Consider the following 23,591-nt stretch of genomic DNA (forward strand, 5'->3'; position numbering starts at 1 on the left):
TTGTGATTGATGATGATTATTCGTTTACTAATGTTTTGATTTGTCCGTTTGATTTAACCAATTCTATTTGGGCCACCTTATAATTGAGCAAAGCCTCATTGTAGCTGTTTTGAGCCGCTACTAAATCCGTTTCGGCAGTAAGCAAATCCGTGAGGTTGGCCAGCCCATTTTTATAGTTGTTTTGCGTGCTATTAAACACCTCTTCGGCAAAATCTTTATTAACACGCTGTGATTCAATGGTATTCAAACTATTCTTTATTTGTATCTTCGCGTTTTCATACGCCATTGTCAGCGCATTGGACGTATTTCTCAAATCTTCATGAATCTTCTTCAGCTCCACGTCGGCCTGCCGGACTCTCGCCCTCCGTGCATTACCATCGAATATCGGTATACGTAGGTTCAGGGAGATACCAGCCATGTCAAAACTCAACGCTCGGGAAGTGTACACATTCAACTTATCACTTTGAGAGGAGTACGTATAATTTCCGCTAAGTGACAAGCTTGGATAGTATTCCGCGACATAGGCCTTACGTTGAAACCCTAAGAGTTCTTCCTGTTTTTTCAACACCTGAAAGTCAAGCAATTGTTCCACATTGACCGCACCATTCCCCAAACTGGCGACCGCTTCGTTCTCCAAGCTATTCATTTCAGTTTCCGGAATAGTGATTTGCTGGGCAATGGGCATGCCCATGTAATATTTAAGCAAGTTTTCTTGCTGCGTGACTGCGTATTCCAATTGTTCGCGCTGAGCCAATAAATTATTCTTGTTTACCTTTATCCGATCAAGGTCAATCTTCTTGGCCAAACCCAACTCGTACTGACTTCCAATGGTGTTTTCCAATTGAGATACACGTTCGATATTGGCGTCGATAACCCCCAGCTGTTGCCGGGTAATGATGACCTGATAATAATTGGTAGCCACTTGCTGAATGAGATTTTCTTCCGCAAGCTGAGCGGCCAGACGATAATACTCCTCCGAGCTCCGAGCGGCCTTAAGGCCGGTAAAAACCTGCTGGTTGAAAATCTGCTGGTTCAGCTGCACCTGCGACATCGCGTTCCATGTTTGGCCCGCTGCAATCGCTACGAATTCTCCCGGAGTACCGCCCATAAATTCAGCGGGCAACACAAATTGCTGTACCAATAAATTATTTGTCAGCGTACTGGTTGCATCCAATTGAGGCAAGGCCGCTGCCCTGGTCTCAGCCACTACGTGCCTGCCACCTTCGATTTCAAGCCGCGCCTTACGTAGCGCCTCGCTGTTATTCAATGCATAGTTGAGCGCATCCTTCAGGGTCAGTACTTCCTGCGCCGTAGCCGCGTTGGTTCCCCACAACCCCACGAATACCACCGCTATAATTAACCGTATATTCATTCTTAATATATTCATATTGATTTCAGCTATTTATCTGTTTTTTTTATGCCGTTAATGAAGATGGTTGCTGCTTGCTTTTGTTTTTCGATAATGCTATCTAACTCTTCTTTATCCACCAATGCGTGCGGTATGGTGTGGTCGCAAAACATGGCGAGGCCGCGCATGATTGCCACGTACAGTTCAGACGTGGATGAAACATCAAATGTTACAAGTTCGTTACGTTTTATTCCCCGGTCAAATATTTTCGAAATAACTTCCGTTTCCCGTTGAAGCATGCCTTTCGACAAGGCTATCCATCGCTCTTCATTCATATTCATTTCATGGAGATTGATGATCAGCATATAATATTTTTCGAGGTATTCCTTTTTTATGTCCAGCAATCGGATAAGCATATCCAACGTATTCGGAATTTCTTCCAACGCTTGTTTGACCGCCAAGTCGCTTTCGTCCATAATCTGATAAGCGATAGCCTCGATCAGTGCAAACTTATCCTGAAAATAATAGTATAAGTTGGCTTTTGAAAGCTTCATGTCATCGGCGATTTCGCTCATCGACGTCTTGGCGATACCGAAATGCGAAAACCGCCTTAAAGCTGCCGCGATAATTTGATTCCTTTTGTCATCTAACATGTATTATTTTACCGTTTTACTGTTTGACTATTTTTAAAAATTGGTCAAAAGTACAACAATAAAAGAATTCCGCAAAAAGAAATTACCGACACCGGCGGTTCGGTTCATCTTATGACACAATGCTTACAAACCAAGCGATTGCAAAGAAAATGTATGGTAATGACAACCCTATGGCAGTGGGGAATGACAACCGCCTTAATCCTTGGAAAACGTGAGTTCATTCTGGAATACCTTCGCATATTTCCGTTTATCCAATTTGTATAATCGGGCAGCTCGGTAAGATACACCCCGCTGAAATTCAGGCAGTTCTTTCAATATGTTATAGTTAAGCATTTTTTTCCTAAAATTACGTTTATCCAATTTGCGCCCCCAAATAGCCTCATACAACTGCTGCAATTGGGTAAGGGTAAATTTCTCTGGCAGCAATTCGAAGGCTATCGGGCTATAACTTATCTTCCGTCTCACCTTCATAATACTTTTATCGATGATATGGCGGTGGTCAAAGGCTAACTCCGGCAGGTCATTCAACGGGTGCCAAACTGCCTGGCGGGCATAATCGGTCACTGGTTCTGGCTGGCTTTTCAGATCATCCAATCGCAGCAGGGCATAGTAAGCAACGGTGATGATCCGGCCTTGCGGATGACGTTTTAGATCACCAAACGTATATAACTGTTCCATGAAGATTCCGCGCAACCCTGTATGTTCATACAAAATCCGCTTCACAGCATCATCTATCGTTTCGTTGTGCTCCACGAAAAAACCCGGAAGCGCCCACCATCCTTTAAACGGATACTCATTGCGTTCAATAAGCAGAACTTTTAGTTCGCCTTCCTTAAAGCCGAAAATTACACAGTCTGTCGTGAATATGGATTGTAAATGTGGTAAACCTGATTGCAAAGCTTTGATTATTTGTTTATTAATTGATTTTTATTTGCTAAATTTGCTCACTTAAACCTTTCAAGTGAAAAAAAATAATCCTTGAAAAATTTAATAGTGTAACAAATACACACTATATTCGTGCTGCTAATTTATAAAGATTATTAGAAAAGTGCAAAGCATAACGAAACTAGGGATATTTACATCGGGTGGCGATGCGCCGGGCATGAATGCTTGTATTCGTGCCGCGGTCCGCACAGCATTACACGCCGGCAAATCCGTGGTTGGTATTTACCAGGGTTACCAAGGAATGATTGAGGCCAATTTCCACGAGATGAACAGCCGTTCGGTGAGCAACATCATTCAGTTGGGCGGTACTATCCTGAAGACCGCGAGATGCAAAGCTTTTCATACGGCGGAAGGCAGGCAAAAAGCGTATGACAACATCAAGGCAGTGGGCATTGATGGCCTCATTGCGATTGGCGGAGACGGAACCTTTACCGGCGCCGAAATTTTTTCTCGCGAACATAACATTCCGGTGGTTTGTATTCCGGGAACCATTGATAACGACCTTTACGGTTCAGACTTCACACTTGGCTATGATACGGCCACCAATACGGTCATTGAAGCCATCGATAAAATACGGGACACCGCTGCTTCCCACGACCGGCTCTTTTTTGTAGAAGTAATGGGACGTGACTCCGGCTGCATCGCCTTGAATGCCGGTATTGCCGGCGGGGCTGAAGCGATACTACTGCCAGAGAAAGCTACCGGCATCGAAGAACTTTGCAACCAACTGGAAAGCGCCGCTAAAAGCAAAAAATCATCCACGATAGTAATCGTTGCAGAAGGAGAAGAAAACGGGGGCGCTTATAATGTCGCAAAGGAAGTTAAGGCACGGTTCAACTTTTACGACACCAAAGTTACCATTCTGGGCCACCTTCAGCGGGGCGGATCCCCCAGCAGCTTTGACAGGGTGTTGGCCAGCCGGTTGGGTTTTGCCGCCGTGCGCCACCTACTCTCGGGCAAGACACGCATCATGGTGGGCATCCGAGGAAACGAGATCCAAACCACTCCACTTGAAGAAGTGCTGAACAAGAAAGTGTTCAAACTGAGCGAAGATATGCTTGAAATGATGGAAGTGTTATCAATATGATAGCGGTTGTATTCAGTGGTTCAAGGTTTTCCGATTGGAGACTGGCAGATAAACGAAAAATCATCACCGGGTTCCGGACGATGGGCATAAACCCCTATCTCCATGATGAACGGTTTATCTTCCAGCTGTTGAATAAAAACAATAACCTCATCAACTACGCTGAACAAATCAAACGGATTTACTTTTTCGGTGCCGGTTCGTCTTCCCCCGAGCGAAAGGAAAAGATAGCTACTGTTTTTAGGCAATTCTTCATCAACGCAAAGGTAACCGTTGATCACGATGTCAAAGCGTCGGCACTTTCAACTTTTGGCGATGGAAAAGGGCTTATCGGCATATTGGGCAGCGGTTCAAATGCAGCGTATTTCAATGGCAAGCGGACGTCAGACAACAACTTTGGCCTGGGATATATTTTGGCCGATGAGGGTTCCGCCAATTGGATTGGCCGTATGCTGCTGAAAAGCTTTCTCAACGAAACGATGCCCGAGGATTTGCTGGAAAAATTTGTTGCCCGGTACCCACTTGACCGCAAAGTGATCCTTGACAAGGTATATAACCAAGCGAATCCGACACTGTTCCTGACGTCTTTTGCCGACTTTGTGATGGAAAACCACAAACACCGGTTCATCAAAAGCATGATTCATCATGGCTTTAAACTATATATCGAAACGTACTTGCTGCCCCTGACAAAACAATACCCGGATATGACCGTTAACTTTACGGGGAGTGTTGCAGCCGGCTATGAAGAATGGTTACGGGAGGTGGCACAACGGTACGGTATAACGATTGGCACTGTCATAAAAGAACCTATACATAATTTATTGAAATACTATTTAAATAAAAATTAAAAATGAAAATTGGAATCAATGGATTCGGCCGGATAGGCCGTTTAGCATTCAGAGCAGCAGTAAACCGTCCTGGCGTTGAAATTGTTGGAATCAACGATTTGGTAGATCCCGAATACATGGCTTACATGCTGAAATATGACTCTACCCACGGTAGATTTGACGGTACCGTGGAAGCAAAGGACGGCAACTTAATTGTGAATGGCAAAACCATCCGTGTGACCGCCGAGAAAGACCCCGCCAACCTCAAATGGAATGAAGTCGGTGCTGAAGTCATCATCGAATCTACAGGCCTGTTTCTTACTAAGGAAACTGCACAGAAGCACATCGATGCCGGTGCCAAAAAAGTGGTGATGTCTGCTCCGGCAAAGGACGACACTCCCACCTTTGTGATGGGCGTCAACCACAAGGAACTTAAAGCCGACCAAACCATCGTGTCTAACGCATCATGCACCACCAACTGTCTGGCTCCGCTTGCCAAGGTCCTCCATGACAAATTTGGTATCATCGAGGGGTTGATGAGTACCATCCACGCGGTCACTGCCACCCAAAAAACCGTAGACGGTCCATCTGTAAAAGACTGGCGTGGCGGACGGGGCGCATACCAGAATATCATTCCTTCGTCCACAGGTGCTGCGAAAGCTGTCGGATTGGTACTGCCCGAGTTGAAAGGTAAGCTCACTGGCATGTCCTTCCGCGTACCCGTGCCTGACGTATCGGTCGTAGACCTCACCGCGCGGCTTGAAAAACCCGCCTCTTATGAAGAAATCAAACAAGCATTCAAAGAAGCGTCCGAAGGCGAACTGAAAGGTATACTTGGTTACACGGAAGATGATGTTGTGTCTGAAGATTTCCGTGGCGATGCACGTACATCAATTTTTGACGCAAAAGCAGGGATCTCGCTCAATGAAAACTTTGTCAAAGTCGTGTCATGGTACGACAACGAATGGGGCTATTCCAATAAATTGGTTGATTTGGTGGAACTGGTAGGCAAAATCTAACCCCCACCCCCACCATAAAAGAAAGGCCCCTGTTTATCATGGGCCTTTTCTTTTTCCCTATAGTCGGTGATGGCGGTACTTGCAGCACCGATTACATCAGAAAACCGCCGCCAAGCAAGTCATTACCTTCATAAAACACCGCCGACTGGCCAGGAGCAATACCTTTTACCGCGTGGTGAAAATCCACTTTAACATTACCTGCTTCCTGCACAATTGTACTGGTCATGCCGGCGTCCTTATAACGTATTTTGGTAATGGCTTCCATCGGCTTTTCAATCGTTGCATATTTCACCAGGTTTACATTTTTCACATAAGCTTCACGGCGTTCCAATTCGTGCTCATCGCCCAACACCACGGTGTTGCTTTCAGGGCGTATTTCGATCACAAAGACAGGACGTCCCAACGCTATACCTAACCCCTTACGTTGGCCAATGGTGTAATAGGGATACCCTTGGTGTTGGCCTACCACCGTGCCGTCCGTCAGCACAAAATGCCCGTTACCGATGCGATCGTCGATATCGTTCACGCGGTGGCGCAGGAAAGCCCGGTAATCATTATCGGGCACAAAACAGATTTCATAGCTTTCGGACTTGTTGGCAAGCTCCAGCTGTCCCATTTCCGCAGCCATCTGCCGTATCTCTGCTTTCGTGTAGCTACCCAACGGAAATTGGGTACGGGCAAGGTTTTCCTGTGACACCCCCCAAAGCACATACGATTGATCTTTATGAACATCCCGGCCTTTGGAAATCACATAGCGGCCGTTGTCCTGTTGGCGGATATTGGCATAGTGCCCTGTCGCGATAAACTCGCAATCCAGCTTATCGGCCCGCTTGAGCAAGGCCTCCCATTTTATATGGGTGTTGCAAAGCACGCAAGGGTTTGGCGTCCGCCCTGCAAGGTATTCATCGACGAAGTTATCAATGACAAAATCACCAAATTCGCTACGGATATCCAATATATAGTGTGGAAAACCGTATGATACAGCCAATGCCCTTGCGTCATTAATACTATCGAGGCTACAGCACCCGGTCTCTTTAGATGAACTACCCGACGAGGCGTAATCCCAGGTCTTCATCGTCAACCCGATGACTTCATATCCTTGTTCATGAAGCATTACGGCGGCGACCGAACTATCCACCCCTCCACTCATAGCAACTAATACTCGTCCTCTTTTACTCATTTCTGGTATTTAAAGATGCAAAGATAGGGCAATTTCCCTTACGGTATGTTTTGGTCTTGTCATTTTATCCCCAACACTATCAGCTGCTTGCCGCGAGAGACCTAATATTTTTCAAAAAAAGTTTTCATAAATGAAAAAAGGCGCTACATTTGCAGTCCCAAAACAACGGTAACGTTGCTTAGCGGAAAGGTACCATAGCTCAGTTGGTAGAGCAAAGGACTGAAAATCCTTGTGTCGCTGGTTCGATTCCAGCTGGTACCACAAAAAGCCCCTTGTACAGATTGTATGAGGGGTTTTTTGCTTTTTACGTTGTCGGTTTGATGAAGTGCGCCCTGTTTCCGGCAATATTCCGTAACTTTTGATCGAGGTCGTGAGGCTGTTAATTTTAACCACTGAAATCCTGTCACGTATTCCGGGCACAGTCGGAACGAACAGGCCAAAACAAAATTTACGGCGCTTTTCAACAAATGATTTGCATCATCGATAAAAAAAGCTATTTTTGTGCCACCAGGGGAAATTAGCTCAGTTGGTTCAGAGCACTACCTCGACAAGGTAGGGGTCACAGGTTCGAGCCCTGTATTTCCCACCACCGCCTCGGCTTCATGGCCGAGTTTTTTGTGTCCTGGGCGGGCTATCTTTCCTTGCAGGTTATTCACTGTTTTTCCGTACCTTTGCCCCTCGAAATGAGTAAAAAAGTAGCCTTCTATACATTGGGGTGCAAGCTGAATTTTTCAGAAACCTCTTCCATTGGCCGTATTTTCCAACAAGCCGGATACGAGACTACGCCCTTCAACAGCGCAGCGGATATCTATGTCATCAATACATGCTCGGTCACCGAAAATGCCGACCGGAAATGCAGGAAAGTGGTTAAAGAAGCGCTCAATCACTCGCCGAATGCTTACATCGTGGTCGTAGGGTGTTATGCCCAGCTGAAGCCCCGTGAGATTACCGAAATACCAGGTGTGGATATGGTATTGGGTGCCGCAGAAAAGTTCAATATCGTACAGCACATCAACGATTTAACTAAACAACCTAAGGCAATTATATACAACGCACCTATCGCAGATACCAATCAGTTTGTTCCCGCATTTTCCATAGGCGACCGTACGCGTACGTTCCTGAAGGTCCAGGATGGATGCGATTATTCCTGTACCTTTTGCACCATTCCATTAGCCCGGGGCGCCAGTCGTAGCGGCACCATCACGGACCTGGTAAAACAAGCAGCGGAAATTGCCGCATCCGGAGTAAGGGAAATTGTACTTACCGGTGTCAACATCGGCGATTTTGGTATTCGGAACGGCAAGCGGGAAGACCGATTCTTTGACCTCATCAAGGCACTTGACGCGGTCGAAGGCATAGATCGGTTCCGTATTTCTTCCATCGAACCCAATCTACTCAGTGATGAAATCATCGAGTACGTTTCGCAATCGGCACGGTTCGTTCCCCACTTCCATATCCCCTTGCAGTCCGGATCCAACAAGGTATTGGCAATGATGCGCAGGCGCTACCGCCGGGAACTGTATGCCAGCCGAATAGCAAAAATCAAGGAATTGATGCCCGACTGTTGTGTCGGCGTGGATGTTATCGTCGGATTTCCAGGTGAAACGAAGGAAGATTTTCTCGACACTTACCACTTCCTCAACAATCTGGATGTCTCTTACTTGCATGTATTCACCTATTCGGAACGTGAAAATACCATAGCATCACAAATGGAAGGGGCCGTTCCGGGTGCACAACGTGGCGAACGCAGCAAAATGCTGCATATCCTTTCGGAGAAAAAACGTCGGGCTTTTTATCAATCCCAGCTGGGCAAAGCAGGTGAAGTCTTGTTCGAAGGTGATGTCAAAGACGGTTACATGCAAGGCTTCAGCCGGAATTATGTAAAGGTACGTACCCCCTATGATCCCTTGTTGGTAAACGAGCTTGTCCCTGTCAGGTTTTCGGAGATTGCGCCGGGCGGAGATATGGAAGTAGAAGCGTTACCTGAATTGCTTCCCCACTAATCATTCTCCCCTGCATTTTTTGCCGCTTCACGCGCTTGCCTGCGGAAAAAACCCCTGAATAAAAAATTGTGCTGCAGGGCTTCCATGTTTTGATCGAGTTTCTCCGTGCTTTGCTCTAAATTCTGCAAGGTCTGGCGAATCGTCTCCGCTGCTTCCGGATCGTTCAGCAACACCCCCACGGCATTATCTTTATCATCCAGCTTGCCGGCAGTTTGGTTCAAATTGGTCACCAAGGCCGAGGCAGTCTGGGTGATGCCCTCCAACTGCGCAACTGCGGATTGCAGGCTGCCGTAGACAACCGTATCGGTAAGCAAATCATTGATGAGTGTCCCTTCCTGGTTGAGCTTTGCCGTCAGCTGGTTAAGTGCCTGCGACGCCTTTGCAGTGTTTGCCGTTGTCTGATTGAGGTTGGCAATCATTTGCTTGACATGGATAGCCATCAACGAGTCCGTGAGCAACGTACCCACGGTACCTTCACCACGCGCAATACGCGCGCTCAGGTCTCCGAAATTCTTGGTAATCTCCACGAGGTTTTCATTGTTCACCTGCAACGTAGCCATCATGGCATCCAGGCCACCTGTCGGAGCCGCCTGCAGCTTGTCACCATCCTCAATAGCCGGCGCATCGCTGCTGCCGCCTTTTATCACGATCAATTTATTTCCAATGAAACTCTCGGAACCGATTTCCGCCAATGCGTCCTTGCGGATATACTGGCGCGAAGCTTCCTCAATGGCCATTGCGATTTCCACTTCTTTGAGGCTTTTAAACCGGATGCTCTTGATCGTTCCGATTTTCACCCCCGAAAACCAGACATTATTCCCAGCCTTCAGCCCGCTGACATCGCTAAATACAGTAGTCACGGTCACCGTCTTTGAAAAGCGGTTTTGTTGCCCGCCAAGCACCAGGATACCGGCCACCAATATGACCAGCCCAACCAGCACGAACAGCCCCACGATTATTGAACGTCTATTTTCTGTAGCACTCATAATTATGTGATAAAATTATAGTCATGAAACGGCTTTACCCGTTCATCATCTGTATCAAAAATCTCATCAAAACTTCCCTGCCGCTCAAACCTGCCGTCAAGCAGCATCACGATCCGGTCGCCCACGCTTTTGGCACAAGCCAGATCATGCGTAATGATGATAGATGATGTTTTATATTTTTCCTGCACCTCGTTTATCAGTCCGTTGATCTCGATACATGTAATCGGGTCGAGCCCGGCAGTGGGCTCATCATAAAGCATGATTTCAGGCCGGAGTATCAAAGTCCGTGCAATACCGATACGCTTCCGCTGCCCACCGGACAACTCCGAAGGCATTTGATTGATGGTGTTCAGCAACCCCACGGCATCCAGTACATCCTCCACCTCGTGATTAATTTCCGCCCTTGAAAGATGGCGCTTATTCCGCACCAACGGAAACTCCAGGTTTTCCCTGACGGTCATACTGTCGTACAACGCACTATTCTGGAAAGAAAAACCAATCTTCAGCCGGAGTTGCTGAAGCTCTTTTTCATTCAGTTCATCCACATGTTCGCCGAGGACTTCAATCGTGCCGCTGTCCGGTTTTAATAATCCGGATATCAATTTTATCAAAACAGATTTTCCCGTACCCGATCTCCCCAGTACCACCAAATTCTCGCCGTTGTGCAGCTTGAGGTCAACACCACGCAGCACGTGGTTTTCACCGAATGACTTACTGACATGCCGAACGGTGATCACCTCCGTATTATAATCGATATGGCCGCCTGTCTTTAACATTGTTAAGCCCGCATTGCTTGAATAATCTGTACAATCAATATCTCTTCCACAAAGACCAAAAACATAGACATAACCACCGCCCAATTGGCGGCCTTTCCTACCCCTTCGGTACCTTTGGAAGAATGATATCCTTGGTAACACCCTACAATCCCGATGGTAAACCCAAATACCACAGCTTTAAGTACCAAGGAAAACACATCCAGGAATGTCACCGCATCAAACACCTGATCAAAATACACCCGGAAGCTGGTATTCTCATTTTGATTGACGCTCAGAAACGCTCCGAACAGCCCCACGGCTGCCGTATAAAAGGAAAGAATCGGGATGCTGATGGTTGTAGCCAACACCCGGCTCACCACCAGAAATTTAAAGGGGTTGGTTCCCGAAACCTCCATCGCATCAATCTGTTCGGTCACTTTCATGGACCCCAGCTCCGCTCCAATTTGTGACCCCACCTTTCCCGAAGCAATGAGTGCTGTCACCAGCGGCGCCAACGCACGGATAATCGCGATGGATATCAGCGCAGGCAGCCATGACGTTGCCCCGAATTCAGCCAATGACGGACGGGATTGATTGGTAAACACCACACCCGTGATGAAGCCCGTAAGTGATATCAGCGGTAATGACTTCCATCCCACCACATAACATTGCCTGACAATTTCTTTAAACTCGTAGGGAGGCATAAATACTTCCCGGAAGAAACGCATGACAAACCGGTGGATGTTGGCCAGCTCGATCAGTATACGTTGTATGTTTTTTATCATCGGGAGCTCTCGCAGTTAAGGCTGCAAACTTAGATAAAATGCCTTTAATTTCCTTATATTAACGTATATTTCCATAAAATGTTCGTAAAAAAGCCAATCGTAACAATTATGCGGATAGCCCCATGCCGTTAAACCATTGGCGCTTTTGCACAGTCATACCACCAGAAACGAACAAAGTGTTGTACATTTAATCCAGCATGCCATGAAAACGTTAAAGAAAACCGGACTATCATTACTCGCTGCATTGGCATTTGTAGCCTTGGCAGCATTGAACACCGTGAAGGCTCAGCCCGGTATGAGCGTTTCGTTCCAATTATTCTATGACGAGCTTGCACCATATGGGGAGTGGATAAACGACCCAGAGCACGGATATGTCTGGCTGCCAAATGCCGAGCCCGGTTTTCAGCCCTATGCCACCAATGGCCATTGGGTAATGACTACCTATGGGAATACCTGGGTCTCCAACTATGCCTGGGGATGGGCGCCGTTTCATTACGGACGTTGGCTATATACCGATTATTACGGTTGGGCATGGGTGCCTGGCTATGAGTGGGGCCCCGCCTGGGTAAGTTGGCGAAGCGGCGGCGGCTACTATGGCTGGGCACCCTTAGGCCCCCGTATGACCATCAGTGTCCATGTGGGCATACCGCACCGTCATTGGGTGTTTGTGCCTCAGCGGTATATAACCAGTCCACGCATCTATAGCTATTACGTACCCTATCGAAATCGTGTGACCATCTATAACCGTACGACCATCATCAACAACACTTACGTGTACAACAATCGCACTTATGTGAGCGGCCCAGGTCGCGGCGAAATTGAGCGCGTCACCCGCAGCAGGGTTGCCGTCCGGGAGATCAATAATGCTTCTCGGCCAGGGAGAGCTGCGGTAAGCAGCCGTACGGTGAGCATCTACCGTCCGGAAGTAGACCGTAGCACACGCACCTCGGCAAGACCCTCCCGTGTAGCAGACGCCACGGCGGTACGGACAGCCAGTACCCGCAGCAATGGTCGAAGCGAAGCGTCGGCATCCCGTAGCTCGGTGGCACCAGAAAGAAACGGTTCAAGCCGCAACTCCGGTACATCGAGCGGCAGGAACACGACGTCCGCCAGCGCTGGCGCTGCAAATCGCGGGTCGGCTGTAGCGCCCGCACGTTCAGCTGAGCGGACACGCGAAGCTTCACGCGCAAGCAGCACAAGCAGCCAGGCGACAAGAAGCTCGGGCCAACGCGAAGCGGCAACAAGCGCTCGTCCAGCTAACCGCTCGTCTGCCGGCACAGGTAGCCAAGTTTCAAACCGGGCACAGGCCACACCTGCACGTACCGGTGAAAGCAACTCCGTATCCCGGACACAAAGCAGTACCTCCAGCCGGAATGGCGCCGTGTCGTCACGCGCAACGTCTCGGCCAAGCGTATCTACACGCCAAAAAACAGAGCGAAACAACGGTGCCACCCAAAGCCGGGCATCCGAACGCGGAAACTCCTCCGGACGCGGCAGGGGATAAAGCATGGATTTTTTTAGCTTGAGAAAGGAGGTCACCCCTCCTTTCTCCATTTAAATACCTACCTTTGAAACCATCAAACCATTATTGACCATATGGATAAAAGCAGAAGAACATTTATCGGAAGGTCCCTCATGGGAGCAGCCTTGGCTGCCAATCTTCCTGAAATTGTAAAAGCAGCGACCACGTCGCCATACGCCGCACCCAACGTGCAAATTCAGCAAAACGACGTCATCCTATTTCAAGGCGATTCCATTACCGATGCAGGGCGCGACAGAAGCCATCAAGCACCGAACAACGGCCAGGCCCTCGGTAATGGCTACGCATTCCTGGCTGCTGCACGCCTGCTACACGGGCATGCCGCTCATCAGTTAACGATATATAACAAAGGAATCAGCGGCAATAAGGTACACCAATTAGCCGAGCGTTGGGAAGAGGATTGCATCAACATCAACCCCAACATCTTAAGTATCCTCATCGGCGTCAACGACTACTGGCATACATTATCGAGCGGGTATAGCGGCACGATACAGGTATACCGCGACGACTACCGCAAGCTACTGGATCGTACGTTGTCGGCAATCCCTAAGGTGAAGCTCATCATCGGTGAACCTTTTGCCGTAAACAATGTAAAAGCTGTGACAGACGCCTGGTTTCCGGCGTTCAATGAATACCGCCAAGCCGCACAGGAAATAGCGAACGAATATAACGCTGCATTCATTCCTTACCAGCGTGTGTTTGATGAAGCCGCTAAGCGCGTATCGCCCGACTATTGGACCGGAGACGGTGTGCATACGACGTTGGCCGGTGCACAATTGATGGCCGAAGCATGGCTTTCTGTTATCAAATAATCAGACGCTATAAGCTGATTGCTGACTACCACCATAGCTGTGCCCAATATGATCAATTCCATCTTGGACAATGACTTTTACAAATTCACCATGCAAAACGCCGTGGTGAAACTGTTTCCCAAGGCCAAAGCGAGGTACCAGTTTATCAACCGTGGAGGGCATCGGTTTCCCGATGGATTTGCCGAGGAACTGCGAAAATCAATTGATGAGCTGGCAAAGCTACAGCTTACCCGCCAGGAAAAACTTTTTTTTGCAACTACCTGCCCTTATATCGATCCAACGTATTTCGATTTCCTGCAAGGCTACCGGTACGACCCCGAGGAAGTTTACATCAGCCAGCAGGACGACGAAATACAAGTGGCTATTGAAGGTTACTGGTATCGCACCATCCTATGGGAGGTCCCCATCATGTCGCTCATCTGCGAGCTGTATTACCGCCTGACGGCACAGCAGCGGCAGCCGGATGAAGCAATCATTGCTACAGCGCGTAGAAAAATCGAGCAATATCATTCACTGGGTGTCACCATTGCCGAATTCGGCACCCGAAGGCGGCATTCATACGGTGTGCATCGCCTGGTCGTAAAAGCACTCCAGCAATATGGCAAAGGTACATTCATCGGCACCAGCAACGTACACATGGCAATGCTCAACCAAACCAAACCCATTGGCACCCACGCCCATGAATGGTTTATGTTTCATGCCGCAAAATACGGGTTTAAAATGGCCAATCTACTCGGGCTGGAACATTGGTCGGAGGTGTATCGCGGCGATTTGGGCATCGCACTCTCCGACACGTATACATCGGAGGTTTTCTTTTCTCAATTCGACAAAAAGCTCAGCAAGCTATTTGACGGTGTACGCCATGACAGTGGCGATCCGCTGTCATTTGCAGACAGCGCCATCAAACATTATCAGGCAAAAGGCATTGATCCACTTTCCAAGACCATCATTTTCTCCGATGGGCTGAATTACGAAAAAGTGGCTCGCATTGTAGAACATTGCCGTGGCCGTATCGGGATGTCTTTCGGCGTGGGCACTAACTTTACCAACGACGTGGGGGTGCCTCCCATGAACATTGTCATTAAGATGGTCGACGCATTTCCAGACGAGGCCCAATGGACACCCACCATCAAGCTTTCGGACGAACCCGGCAAGCATACTGGCGATGCCGCAACCATTGCGCTGGCTAAACAGATCCTTCACATCTCCTGATATGGCCAACGACGTACTTGGGAATGCCCTGACTGACTATTTCCACGGCAAGCGCCGTGATAAGTTGCTACTCCATACCAGTTATACCGATATCGAAGAAATGCCCGTAGATGTATTTTTCCGAAAACCTGAAAATTTTCCGGAACTGGAAGATATTGCGTTGGCCTTATGCGATGGCCATGTGCTTGACGTCGGGGCCGGTGCAGGAAGCCATGCACTATACCTCCAAAGCCGGGGCATGGCGGTAACCGCACTGGAGCGCTCCCCGCAAGCCTGCGCACTCATGCAAGAACGTGGCGTCCGAAATATCATTCAGGCAGACTTCTTCCAACACCACGGCAGCAAATACGACACCCTCCTATTCATGATGAATGGTATCGGCATCGCCGGCAGCATCGATGGACTGAAAAAACTGCTTCGACACAGCCAATCGCTATTGAGCGAAGGTGGCCAGTTACTGTTTGACTCTTCGGATATTGCTTACCTCTATGCGGATGGTTCGGTAAAAAGACCCTCGGGGTACTACGGTGAGATAAGGTACCAATACGGATATCAAGGAATCTGGGGTGAACCTTTCAACTGGCTATTTATTGACCAGCAGACCTTAATCCAGCTTGCCAATACCGAAGGCTGGGTCGTCCAAATCCTGTATGAAGACGAAACCGACCAATACTTGGCAAGGATGGTTCCCCGCTCGCTGTAGCTAAAAAAAAGGGGCTGGGAGCCCCTTTTTAGCGATAGAATTGTTTTGAGTTCACAAACACATAATACAAGCGGACAATTCTGGGAAACCGCTGGTATGCGGATATTATCTCCACCCACCATTTGAAGTACCGATACCATCGGCGGCAGCGACTGTTCCAAATGTATAGAACTCTGTTAACCCTAAATTCTGGAGTAATGCACCCGGCAATGGCAAATGCAAGGGGGTACCAATTTGTAAAAGGTCTAACTTTCTCATTTGAAAAAACTGTACCCCAAAGCCGGTCGTGTGAAGCTCTACATGTCTTTCATGGTGAATCGCTTCAATAATATCATCAAAGTCAGCAGCTACGGGATCCAAGTTACCCCTCGTAACACGGGTACCTGCATTGATAATAGCAGCTGCGCCTGCTAGATCGCCTAAATAGGCCCTCGCCTCCGCTCTCAGCATATCGTTCTCGGCTAACGCCACGGTTGGTTTCGATCCGATATTCGGCTGAAAAACGGCATCGTACCTTTTTAACCTATAGCAACTGAAGTGATAATACCCTCGGTCAGCAATAAAATCATTGGATGGCATATATTGAAAATCTGTCTTTAAACGGTTATCCAAAGCGGTTGCAGGTTCAGGGGGAGTTGGGAAATCACCGCGGTCTTCCCAATAAGCAGGCAAAGACGGCTCCATCATGTTAACCACGTACATATCGGTCCTTCCCCAACCAACGCGTCTTAGATAGTCTCCTGAATTAAAGTACCATCTGGTTGTACCGTCTTGCAAGACAAGCCAATCAGCAGTAATACCGTTGTCCGCGTAAGCACGTACTCGAGCCCAATCCACGTCAACAACGGCTGCGTTGTTTCTTGGAAGATAGGAAAGGATACGGGCCGCAGATGTATTAATGATCTTACTAAAATCAGCACTGCTTACATCGGCAGGTGCGCCTAACCAGCTTGCAGGAATGGTGAAAGATTCATTGGATAACGCCAACGCTTCTTCCAGATAAGCGATAGCGGCCGATGCAACTTCCTCATAGGGAACAGCAGTCTCAAGTGCAGCATCAACTGTTTTGGTCTCATCAACGATATGGGCCCTGTCAAATACCAGTGCTAAATTTCCATAGGCAAGACCTAAGGTAAATTTGGCAAAAGCCCGGGTACGGTTGTTATCGGCTCCATTAGCGCCAATCTGAACCCCTCCATCAATGGCTCTCAACACGTTCGAAGCCGTGCCGATAGCCGAGTACCATCGATTATAAGAGTTGTTCGTCTGACCGCTATTAGCATAGGTGGGAGAATTGTCCCAAGCGAAATTCCGAGGCTCCCAAGACATGTCCCGCATACCGAAGTTACCAAATGAACAGGTCACATTATCTGCTGCCGTTGCTAACATTGGTTGTACGCCGTTCGTGTTATTTTCTCCAATAAAGACTGCATTGTAGAGACCCGAGGCCACATTTTCCACGTCAGGGCCCGTAGCATATACTCTTGCAAAATCCGGGTTATTTTCATTTGGAATGTCCAAGATGTTGTCTTCGCAACCGACTAGGCCCGCAGAAACAAAAGAGAAAAGAAGTAATCTATGTAATTTTTTCATGTTTTTAATTTTTTTTATTTTACAAATTGAACCCGAGAGAGAACGCAAGGTTGCGATAGATAGGGTTGGTTCCAATCCCGTCAAGAGGTTGTCTCAAGGTACCTACTTCTGGATCATAGCCCGAATAATTTGTAAATGTAAATAGGTTTCGACCTACGGCTTTGAACGTAAGCCCTTTAACGGTGCCATTCAAAAAACCGCTAAGCGCTTTTGCAGGAATGGTATATCCGATTGCCACTTCCCTCAGCTTTAAATACGAGGCGTCTTCCACCCAGTAAGCATTGGCATTATTGCCATCGTACATTCCAACGGTCCAGTAGGAGGCCGCTTTCTTTTGACCATCCGGCACGTTGGTCATATCCTGCCGCTGACTGACATTGTTGAACGCCATACGCTGCTCATTACTGTTGTATACGTCGCCTCCATTTTTCCAGTCGAGCAGCACATAGAGCGTAACCCCTTTGTAATTAAACGTATTGGCAATACCCATGTTAAACTTGGCGTTTCCATCCCCTATTTTGCCCAACCAAGGCGCACCGTTTTCGGTGTAGACAACCGGTCGTTCAGTTGTCGTGCCTTCCGTTCCCGCAAGGATCACGTAGCCTTCACTATTCACCGTATAATCAGAAATACTCGCTCCTGCTGGAAGCTGTCTCGCCATTTCGTCTAAGGTTCTTACCATCCTGCGACCATAAATAGCACCGTAAGTCTCCCCTTCCGCAATACGGAATGCATTCACATCGCCATTAACCGCATTTAACCAATATGCAGGAATCGGTAATTCGGTGATTTGTTGGCGAATTCTGGAAAACACAATGTTAGAGCTCCAGGAAAAGTTATTCTTTCTCAACCAGTTGGCCCCCAACATCAACTCTAACGTATTCGATTCGACGGTACCGGCATTTTGCCGCTGACTGGTAAATCCATCGTTTAAGAAGCCAATAAGTGGAACATTAAGAAACTGATCCGTGGTTTTCGAGCGCGCATACACGCCTTCAAACGTAAATTTTTTAAGGAAATCAACATTTAAACCGAATTCGAGTTCTGCAGTTTGGGAGGGTCTCAACTCCGTGTTACCTTTTTGGCTTGCAGTTGCCACCCCCGAAGACAGGGTATATACTTCATATTGCCAAGCGAATTCAGGGCGTATTCCGGCAGTACCGTAAGCCGCCCTTACTTTCAATTCGTCTATGCCCCGAATATTTACATCCTGAGATATCCGATAAGCTCCTGATATCCTGTAGTACGGATTCCAGCGTGCATCGGGACCAAACAACGAAGATCCGTCATAACGGAACATACCGTCCAACAAATACCGGTCTTTGTAATCCAGCCCTACAATAGCAAAATAGTTTTGCGCCCTTTCTTTCTCTTTGCTGGAGGCGGCACTATTGATGGCGGTGAAATTGTTAAATGCCTCTATATCGGTCACTATAAATGCGGAAGCCTGTGTATTTGTTCGTTCATAGTTGCGGTTTTCGTATAAGTACGACAACTTGGAATTGACCCTCAAATCGCCAAACTGCTTACTCAGGTTAAGCGTGATTTGTGTGTTGTAAGTAGCGAATTCCTCACTCTCATGTTGAAGCGAACCATTTGTGTAAGCAGTAGCCGCAGCGTTCCATGTATCTTTGGGATTAATCACTTCCCTTCTGTAATTTTCAATTTCCAGGGTTTGGCTGACATCGAGGTTAGCCCATTCTGTGAACTTGACATTGGCTGAATAGTTACCCATCCAGCGGCGGGTATTCCTATTATCGCGCTGTTTATATAAAGGGTACAGTGGGTTGGTTACCTCTGAATTAAAGTGATTCACTCTTATATTATAAGGCTGACCATCTGAATTAGGGGCAAACAAATCGATATCTTTCTCCATACGGGCCACATTATAGAATATACCTGACGGTTGCTCTATCTTCCTATTTATAAACAAGTTTGTGGCACTTACAGTTAACCAGGGGGCTAGTTCTTGGTCGATATTGAAACGGTAATTTTGTCTTTCATACCCATCGCGGTGAGCCACCACTCCTTGTTGAACATTATTTTCAAAAGATAAATAAATGTTATTTTTCTCAGACCGATTAGATACACCAATAAAGTTAGTCAGCGTATTGCCTGTCTGAAACACATCTGCCGGATTAAAACGATATACACCATACGGGTTATCCATATAGCCGTCATCATCGATTATCCTGGATCCCGAAATGCCAGCGTTATACCCGCCTGTATAACCGTCTGGAAAAGTAACACCAGCATATTTGGTATACTGGCCTCGGTATTGTTCCCAATCATCAGCAAGTTTATACATGTGTGATTCTGAAGTTTCCATGTAACGCTGAAGATTTTGAAAGCCTACTTCATTTCGAACGGTAACCTGTGTCTGTCCTAAAGCACCACTTTTACCTCTTTTGGTAGTAATAGAGATAACGCCGCTTCCCGCACGTGAACCATAAAGAGCCGAAGCAGCGGCACCTTTTATGACTTCCATAGATTCCACATCGTCCACGTTGATATCGGCAAGGCTACCCTGCATGATGATACCGTCAATCAAAATAAGCGGGGAGGCACTGACGCCCAATACATTATCCCCCCTAAGCAGGATGTCTGCCTGTTGACCGGGGGCGCCCCCTACCGAAGACGTCCTCAAGCCTGCTACTTTTCCCGTCAACGCAGAAGAAAGCGAAGTAGCAGGTACCGCGTTAAGTTGAGCTTCCCCAATCTTGGTTACTGACACAGTCATTTTCCTTTTGTCGGTAGCCCCTGCTACCCCGGATACAATCACTTCGTCCAATTGCTGTGCGTCAGTAAGCATGGAGACATCCACTAACGAACTTTCACCGACCGTGATGCGCTGTTCCGCGTGACCGAGATAGGTAAAAATCAGTACATCTCCAGTATTTGCCACGATAGTATATCGGCCGCTGTCGTCGGTAGACGTCGATGTGGGAGCCCCCACTACGCGAACGCTGACACCGCTCAGCGGCGAATTGCTCTCGGCGCTGACGACAGTACCGCTGATCCTTTTGTCTTGTGCATACGCCGATCCGATCAGCAATATACCCAACATGAAAAACCCAAGTAATTTTTGTTGCATGTGTTTTTGATTTGGTTAATGAATAATGAACGACTACTACTATCCGAAAAAACGGATCCCTTTACGGATATATATATCCGATATTGTCAGCCAGGCACACAAATTACTCGTATGCGGCACTATACGTTTGTTTCCATCACTAAATAGAGACCCCGCTCACAATACTTCTTCGTACTTAATTCTTAAGGTCGATTAGACGGGCAACAAGCTTGCTTCTACTTAATGCCGTTGCTTGACTCAATGGTTTAGAAACTTTAGTAAGTTTTTTTCAATTACGTGTTGTTTTGTTTTAAAAAACATGTGTTTGTTTGAGATAATCACACCAATTAGCAATAATTAAATACAATAACCTCAATATATAAAGACAAAAAGATTAAAAACAACCAATTATATTTTCAAATGTAAATCAATTGCAATAAATAACAAAATAAAATTAAATAATTACAAATAAAATACAAAAATTATAATATAATACTAAAAATTAATCGCATTTATATAAAAAATTAAATAAAACAATGCTTTTTTAATGAAAACACCAAGAGAATAGCAAAAAAAATAAGAAAAAAAGCAATTAAACATTCGTTTTTTTCAAAAAAAAAAAAAACAAAACAACCAAGAAAATGACCAAAACATCAATAAAATTGACACAGCTGCTGCGTCATCAACGATGAAATATCAGCACATTACACGCAGGGCCGTTATACAACGGATTTCCGGTATACTCCGTACATTTGTCCTCATCTATACAAATAACGGAGACGGAATAACAACCGTTAATCACACGGTTTCAATGGCTGTATACGGATAGTAGATAATGTTGTTTAGTTCAGCGATGCGGTTAGAACCGACGCTCCTCAAACCCAAAACTTCATTTGGGCAAATCTGTATTATTCGCTCGCTGTAGCTCAAAAAAAAGGGGCTGGGAGCCCCTTTTTAGCGATAGAATTGTTTTGAGTTCACAAACACATAATACAAGCGGACAATTCTGGGAAACCGCTGGTATGTCGTTATAGAGCTATGTTAGTCAAATACCGTGGGACTAGCAACTAAGGCCTCAGATAAGTTGTAAACGTGCTGTAATTCTCGCTTACTCCTACTTCGTTATGCCCCAATAACCTAAGCGTTAATGAGCGGGTTTCCCCTGCATCCAAACTGCCAGGAGTAGGATTTATCAGGATATATGTACTGGAAGTACCAGCGGGTAAAACAATAGTTCTCGTGCCAGCATTAACAAAGTCGTAATGAGTACCCTCTATGGCCGTACTACTTTCGTCAATAGTATATTCAATATCAATGTCACGGCTCAACTGAGGACCAACCAGCTGAACCAATATTGAATCGGTGCCGCGATTATCCACCGAAATATACCTGCTAGTCAGCGTTTGTGCTGTACCCGTTCCACTCGGGAATACACCCACGGGGGTATAAGTGGTATTTCTTCCCAACAAATGGTTTTTAAATTCGACAACTGTTGGTCCGGCATAAATTATTTCTCGTTCGTCCATGCAAGCTACGCAGGCTACAGACGCTAAGAATACAAAGCAAAAATATATACTTATCTTTTTCATGTTCGTTCGTTTCAAATTACTATATGCAGATTAATACCCAGGGTTCTGAGGCAAATCCGGATTTAACAGAATTTGCGAATTTGGAATTCCAGCAAGCATGCGATGATGATCATGGGCCAGAAAACCTACACCACCGATTACAGCTGCAGATTTTGTCACACCATTCCCCCAACGCTTGAGATCAAAGAAGCGGACTCCCTCGAAATGAAGCTCCCGATTACGTTCATCTTTGATATAATCGACAATCCGAACATCTGTCGGCACGACATCCACGGATGCATTCCGCGCCATCCTTAATTGCACAATCAGTTCCGCAGCGGCACTGTATTGACCCAACGCAGCTAACGCCTCGGCCTTCATGAGCAATACATCGCTGTAGCGTACAATAATCAAATGGTCTGCATACAATCCTGCCGCACCATTGTATTTGTTAGACCAATAATACTGCGGATGCCGATCGTCTACATAAATGAGTCCCAAGCGGCTGTCTCCCTCCTCGAACGAATTGTATAACTCCGGGCTGATCGTCTGCCCGCCAAACGTAGAAATGCCGTTCCAAAGCGGGGCATGCGTATAGGAGTATAGCGAGTTATTTGATCCAAGGGATTGAGTGCTCCAATCCATCCACAGTTGGGTGAAAGCCTCGGGGTTCATTTCCGAGGTAAAGGCAGCGACAATATCATCGGTCAACGTCGCCGAACTGTTTGCAAATGCCGCGTCGAAATCATCAATGGCCTGCTGATACCTCTCCCAATACAGGTAAAGTGTACCCCTAAGTGCGTAAGCAGTGCCCAATGTAAAATAACGGACAGGATTGCTGGGAGTTGATGCGTTGGCGAAAAGGGAAATTGCTTCGGTCAGATCGCTCTCAATCTGCGTATAGGTCTCGATAATCGACGACCGGCTCATCGGTTGGGCATCAGCAAAACTACCTGTGGGAGTCAACCTCAAAACAGCCGATCTATCAAAACCAGCCCCCGCACCAGTGGTAGGAATTTTATTGGGCTCGTAGCCGTACACGCGGGCAAGATTGAAATAAGTGAGTGCACGTATCGTATAAGCCTGCGCCAGAATACTGTTTCGCGTAGGCTCCTGAGATGGCGTGACAGGTAAGCCCGGTGTCTTATCCAGCACCTCGTTCACATCATTAATGACGTTATAGCTCTGTGCCCAAATATTGTAATGCGCTCCCTGATCATTCCGATTAACGGTATTCCACCGTTGGCCAGCCAAATCCGCATCGGTCACAATGTTATCCGCGAGCGCATCCCCCATGAGCTTCAAATCTCGTCCGTAGAGTTGACCGTCACCTCCCCTAATCAACCTATTGTATGCAGAATTCAATACAGACTGTGCTGCATCAATGTCAGTGAATACGGCACTGGCAGAGAGATTGTTTTGCGGATCTACTTCAATCAAGCTTTCACACGAGGAAAATACAATCCCAAAAACCGCTAGATATATTAAAGTTCTCTTTTTCATAT

The 23,591-nt window shown here is 46.9% G+C and carries 19 protein-coding genes and 2 tRNA genes; 10 read left to right on the forward strand and 11 right to left on the reverse strand.

The genetic code is table 11. The features are described 5' to 3' along the window. Positions 1-16: 16 nt before the first annotated feature. From B5X72_RS19175 to B5X72_RS19185, 3 genes are all read right to left on the reverse strand, one after another. Positions 17-1,387, reverse strand: a complete 1,371-nt coding sequence (locus B5X72_RS19175; RefSeq protein WP_079718541.1) for a TolC family protein — start codon at positions 1,385-1,387, stop codon at positions 17-19. Positions 1,388-1,398: 11 nt separating this feature from the next. Next, on the reverse strand, positions 1,399-2,001 hold the full coding sequence (locus B5X72_RS19180) for a TetR/AcrR family transcriptional regulator (protein ID WP_079718542.1): 603 nt from the start codon (positions 1,999-2,001) through the stop codon (positions 1,399-1,401). A gap of 195 nt (positions 2,002-2,196) precedes the next feature. Beyond that, positions 2,197-2,898 carry an NUDIX hydrolase gene (locus B5X72_RS19185; protein WP_079718543.1) on the reverse strand — a complete coding sequence of 234 codons (702 nt, stop codon included), beginning with the start codon at positions 2,896-2,898 and terminating at the stop codon, positions 2,197-2,199. 151 nt (positions 2,899-3,049) lie between these two features. Between B5X72_RS19185 and pfkA the strand changes: the two genes are divergently transcribed. From pfkA to gap, 3 genes are read left to right on the forward strand one after another with little or no spacing between them, the layout of a single operon-like run. Continuing rightward, entirely contained in the window at positions 3,050-4,033 is a 984-nt protein-coding gene (pfkA, locus tag B5X72_RS19190) for a 6-phosphofructokinase (RefSeq protein WP_079718544.1), read from the forward strand. Next, positions 4,030-4,878, forward strand: coding sequence for a hypothetical protein (locus B5X72_RS19195; RefSeq protein WP_079718545.1), 849 nt, complete (start codon positions 4,030-4,032; stop codon positions 4,876-4,878). Before pfkA ends, B5X72_RS19195 begins: the two co-directional genes overlap by 4 nt. Positions 4,879-4,880: 2 nt before the next feature. Beyond that, positions 4,881-5,876, forward strand: coding sequence for a type I glyceraldehyde-3-phosphate dehydrogenase (gap, locus tag B5X72_RS19200; protein WP_079718546.1), 996 nt, complete (start codon positions 4,881-4,883; stop codon positions 5,874-5,876). A gap of 91 nt (positions 5,877-5,967) precedes the next feature. Here gap and mnmA read toward each other — a convergent pair whose 3' ends face one another. Next, complete coding sequence (gene mnmA, locus B5X72_RS19205) at positions 5,968-7,056, reverse strand: tRNA 2-thiouridine(34) synthase MnmA (protein WP_079718547.1); 1,089 nt, start codon at positions 7,054-7,056, stop codon at positions 5,968-5,970. 188 nt (positions 7,057-7,244) lie between these two features. Here mnmA and B5X72_RS19210 point away from each other — a divergent pair. From B5X72_RS19210 to mtaB, 3 genes are all read left to right on the forward strand, one after another. Further along, positions 7,245-7,317 (forward strand) — tRNA-Phe (locus B5X72_RS19210). A gap of 250 nt (positions 7,318-7,567) precedes the next feature. Then, a tRNA-Val gene (locus tag B5X72_RS19215) sits at positions 7,568-7,645 on the forward strand. Positions 7,646-7,739: 94 nt separating this feature from the next. Then, complete coding sequence (mtaB, locus tag B5X72_RS19220; protein WP_079718588.1) at positions 7,740-9,059, forward strand: tRNA (N(6)-L-threonylcarbamoyladenosine(37)-C(2))-methylthiotransferase MtaB; 1,320 nt, start codon at positions 7,740-7,742, stop codon at positions 9,057-9,059. Here mtaB and B5X72_RS19225 read toward each other — a convergent pair. From B5X72_RS19225 to B5X72_RS19235, 3 genes are read right to left on the reverse strand one after another with little or no spacing between them, the layout of a single operon-like run. Then, complete coding sequence (locus B5X72_RS19225) at positions 9,056-10,045, reverse strand: MlaD family protein (protein WP_079718548.1); 990 nt, start codon at positions 10,043-10,045, stop codon at positions 9,056-9,058. The two genes, mtaB and B5X72_RS19225, sit on opposite strands and share 4 nt — an antisense overlap. A 2-nt stretch (positions 10,046-10,047) precedes the next feature. Continuing rightward, the gene (locus tag B5X72_RS19230; RefSeq protein WP_079718549.1) at positions 10,048-10,821 is read right to left on the reverse strand and encodes an ABC transporter ATP-binding protein; all 774 of its coding nucleotides are present in this window, start codon (positions 10,819-10,821) and stop codon (positions 10,048-10,050) included. Positions 10,822-10,823: 2 nt separating this feature from the next. Beyond that, positions 10,824-11,585 carry an MlaE family ABC transporter permease gene (locus B5X72_RS19235; RefSeq protein WP_079718550.1) on the reverse strand — a complete coding sequence of 254 codons (762 nt, stop codon included), beginning with the start codon at positions 11,583-11,585 and terminating at the stop codon, positions 10,824-10,826. Between the two features lie 202 nt (positions 11,586-11,787). Between B5X72_RS19235 and B5X72_RS19240 the strand changes: the two genes are divergently transcribed. From B5X72_RS19240 to B5X72_RS19255, 4 genes are all read left to right on the forward strand, one after another. Next, positions 11,788-13,089, forward strand: a complete 1,302-nt coding sequence (locus tag B5X72_RS19240; RefSeq protein WP_079718551.1) for a DUF6600 domain-containing protein — start codon at positions 11,788-11,790, stop codon at positions 13,087-13,089. Between the two features lie 92 nt (positions 13,090-13,181). After that, positions 13,182-13,937, forward strand: a complete 756-nt coding sequence (locus tag B5X72_RS19245; protein WP_079718552.1) for an SGNH/GDSL hydrolase family protein — start codon at positions 13,182-13,184, stop codon at positions 13,935-13,937. A gap of 48 nt (positions 13,938-13,985) precedes the next feature. Further along, positions 13,986-15,149: a nicotinate phosphoribosyltransferase gene (gene pncB, locus B5X72_RS19250; RefSeq protein WP_079718553.1), complete on the forward strand. Its 1,164-nt coding sequence runs from the start codon at positions 13,986-13,988 to the stop codon at positions 15,147-15,149. Position 15,150: 1 nt separating this feature from the next. Further along, entirely contained in the window at positions 15,151-15,852 is a 702-nt protein-coding gene (locus B5X72_RS19255; RefSeq protein ID WP_079718554.1) for a class I SAM-dependent methyltransferase, read from the forward strand. A 105-nt stretch (positions 15,853-15,957) separates the two neighbouring features. Here the strand turns inward: B5X72_RS19255 and B5X72_RS19260 are convergent, their stop codons facing one another. From B5X72_RS19260 to B5X72_RS19275, 4 genes are all read right to left on the reverse strand, one after another. Beyond that, positions 15,958-17,445, reverse strand: a complete 1,488-nt coding sequence (locus B5X72_RS19260; protein ID WP_079718555.1) for a RagB/SusD family nutrient uptake outer membrane protein — start codon at positions 17,443-17,445, stop codon at positions 15,958-15,960. Positions 17,446-17,464: 19 nt separating this feature from the next. Then, the gene (locus B5X72_RS19265; protein ID WP_079718556.1) at positions 17,465-20,539 is read right to left on the reverse strand and encodes a SusC/RagA family TonB-linked outer membrane protein; all 3,075 of its coding nucleotides are present in this window, start codon (positions 20,537-20,539) and stop codon (positions 17,465-17,467) included. A gap of 1,046 nt (positions 20,540-21,585) precedes the next feature. Beyond that, complete coding sequence (locus B5X72_RS19270; protein ID WP_139378787.1) at positions 21,586-22,107, reverse strand: hypothetical protein; 522 nt, start codon at positions 22,105-22,107, stop codon at positions 21,586-21,588. 30 nt (positions 22,108-22,137) lie between these two features. Beyond that, complete coding sequence (locus B5X72_RS19275) at positions 22,138-23,589, reverse strand: RagB/SusD family nutrient uptake outer membrane protein (RefSeq protein WP_079718558.1); 1,452 nt, start codon at positions 23,587-23,589, stop codon at positions 22,138-22,140. Between the last annotated feature and the right edge of the window lie 2 nt (positions 23,590-23,591).

It is taken from the genome of Parapedobacter luteus (assembly GCF_900168055.1).
Taxonomy (GTDB): Bacteria; Bacteroidota; Bacteroidia; order Sphingobacteriales; family Sphingobacteriaceae; genus Parapedobacter; species Parapedobacter luteus.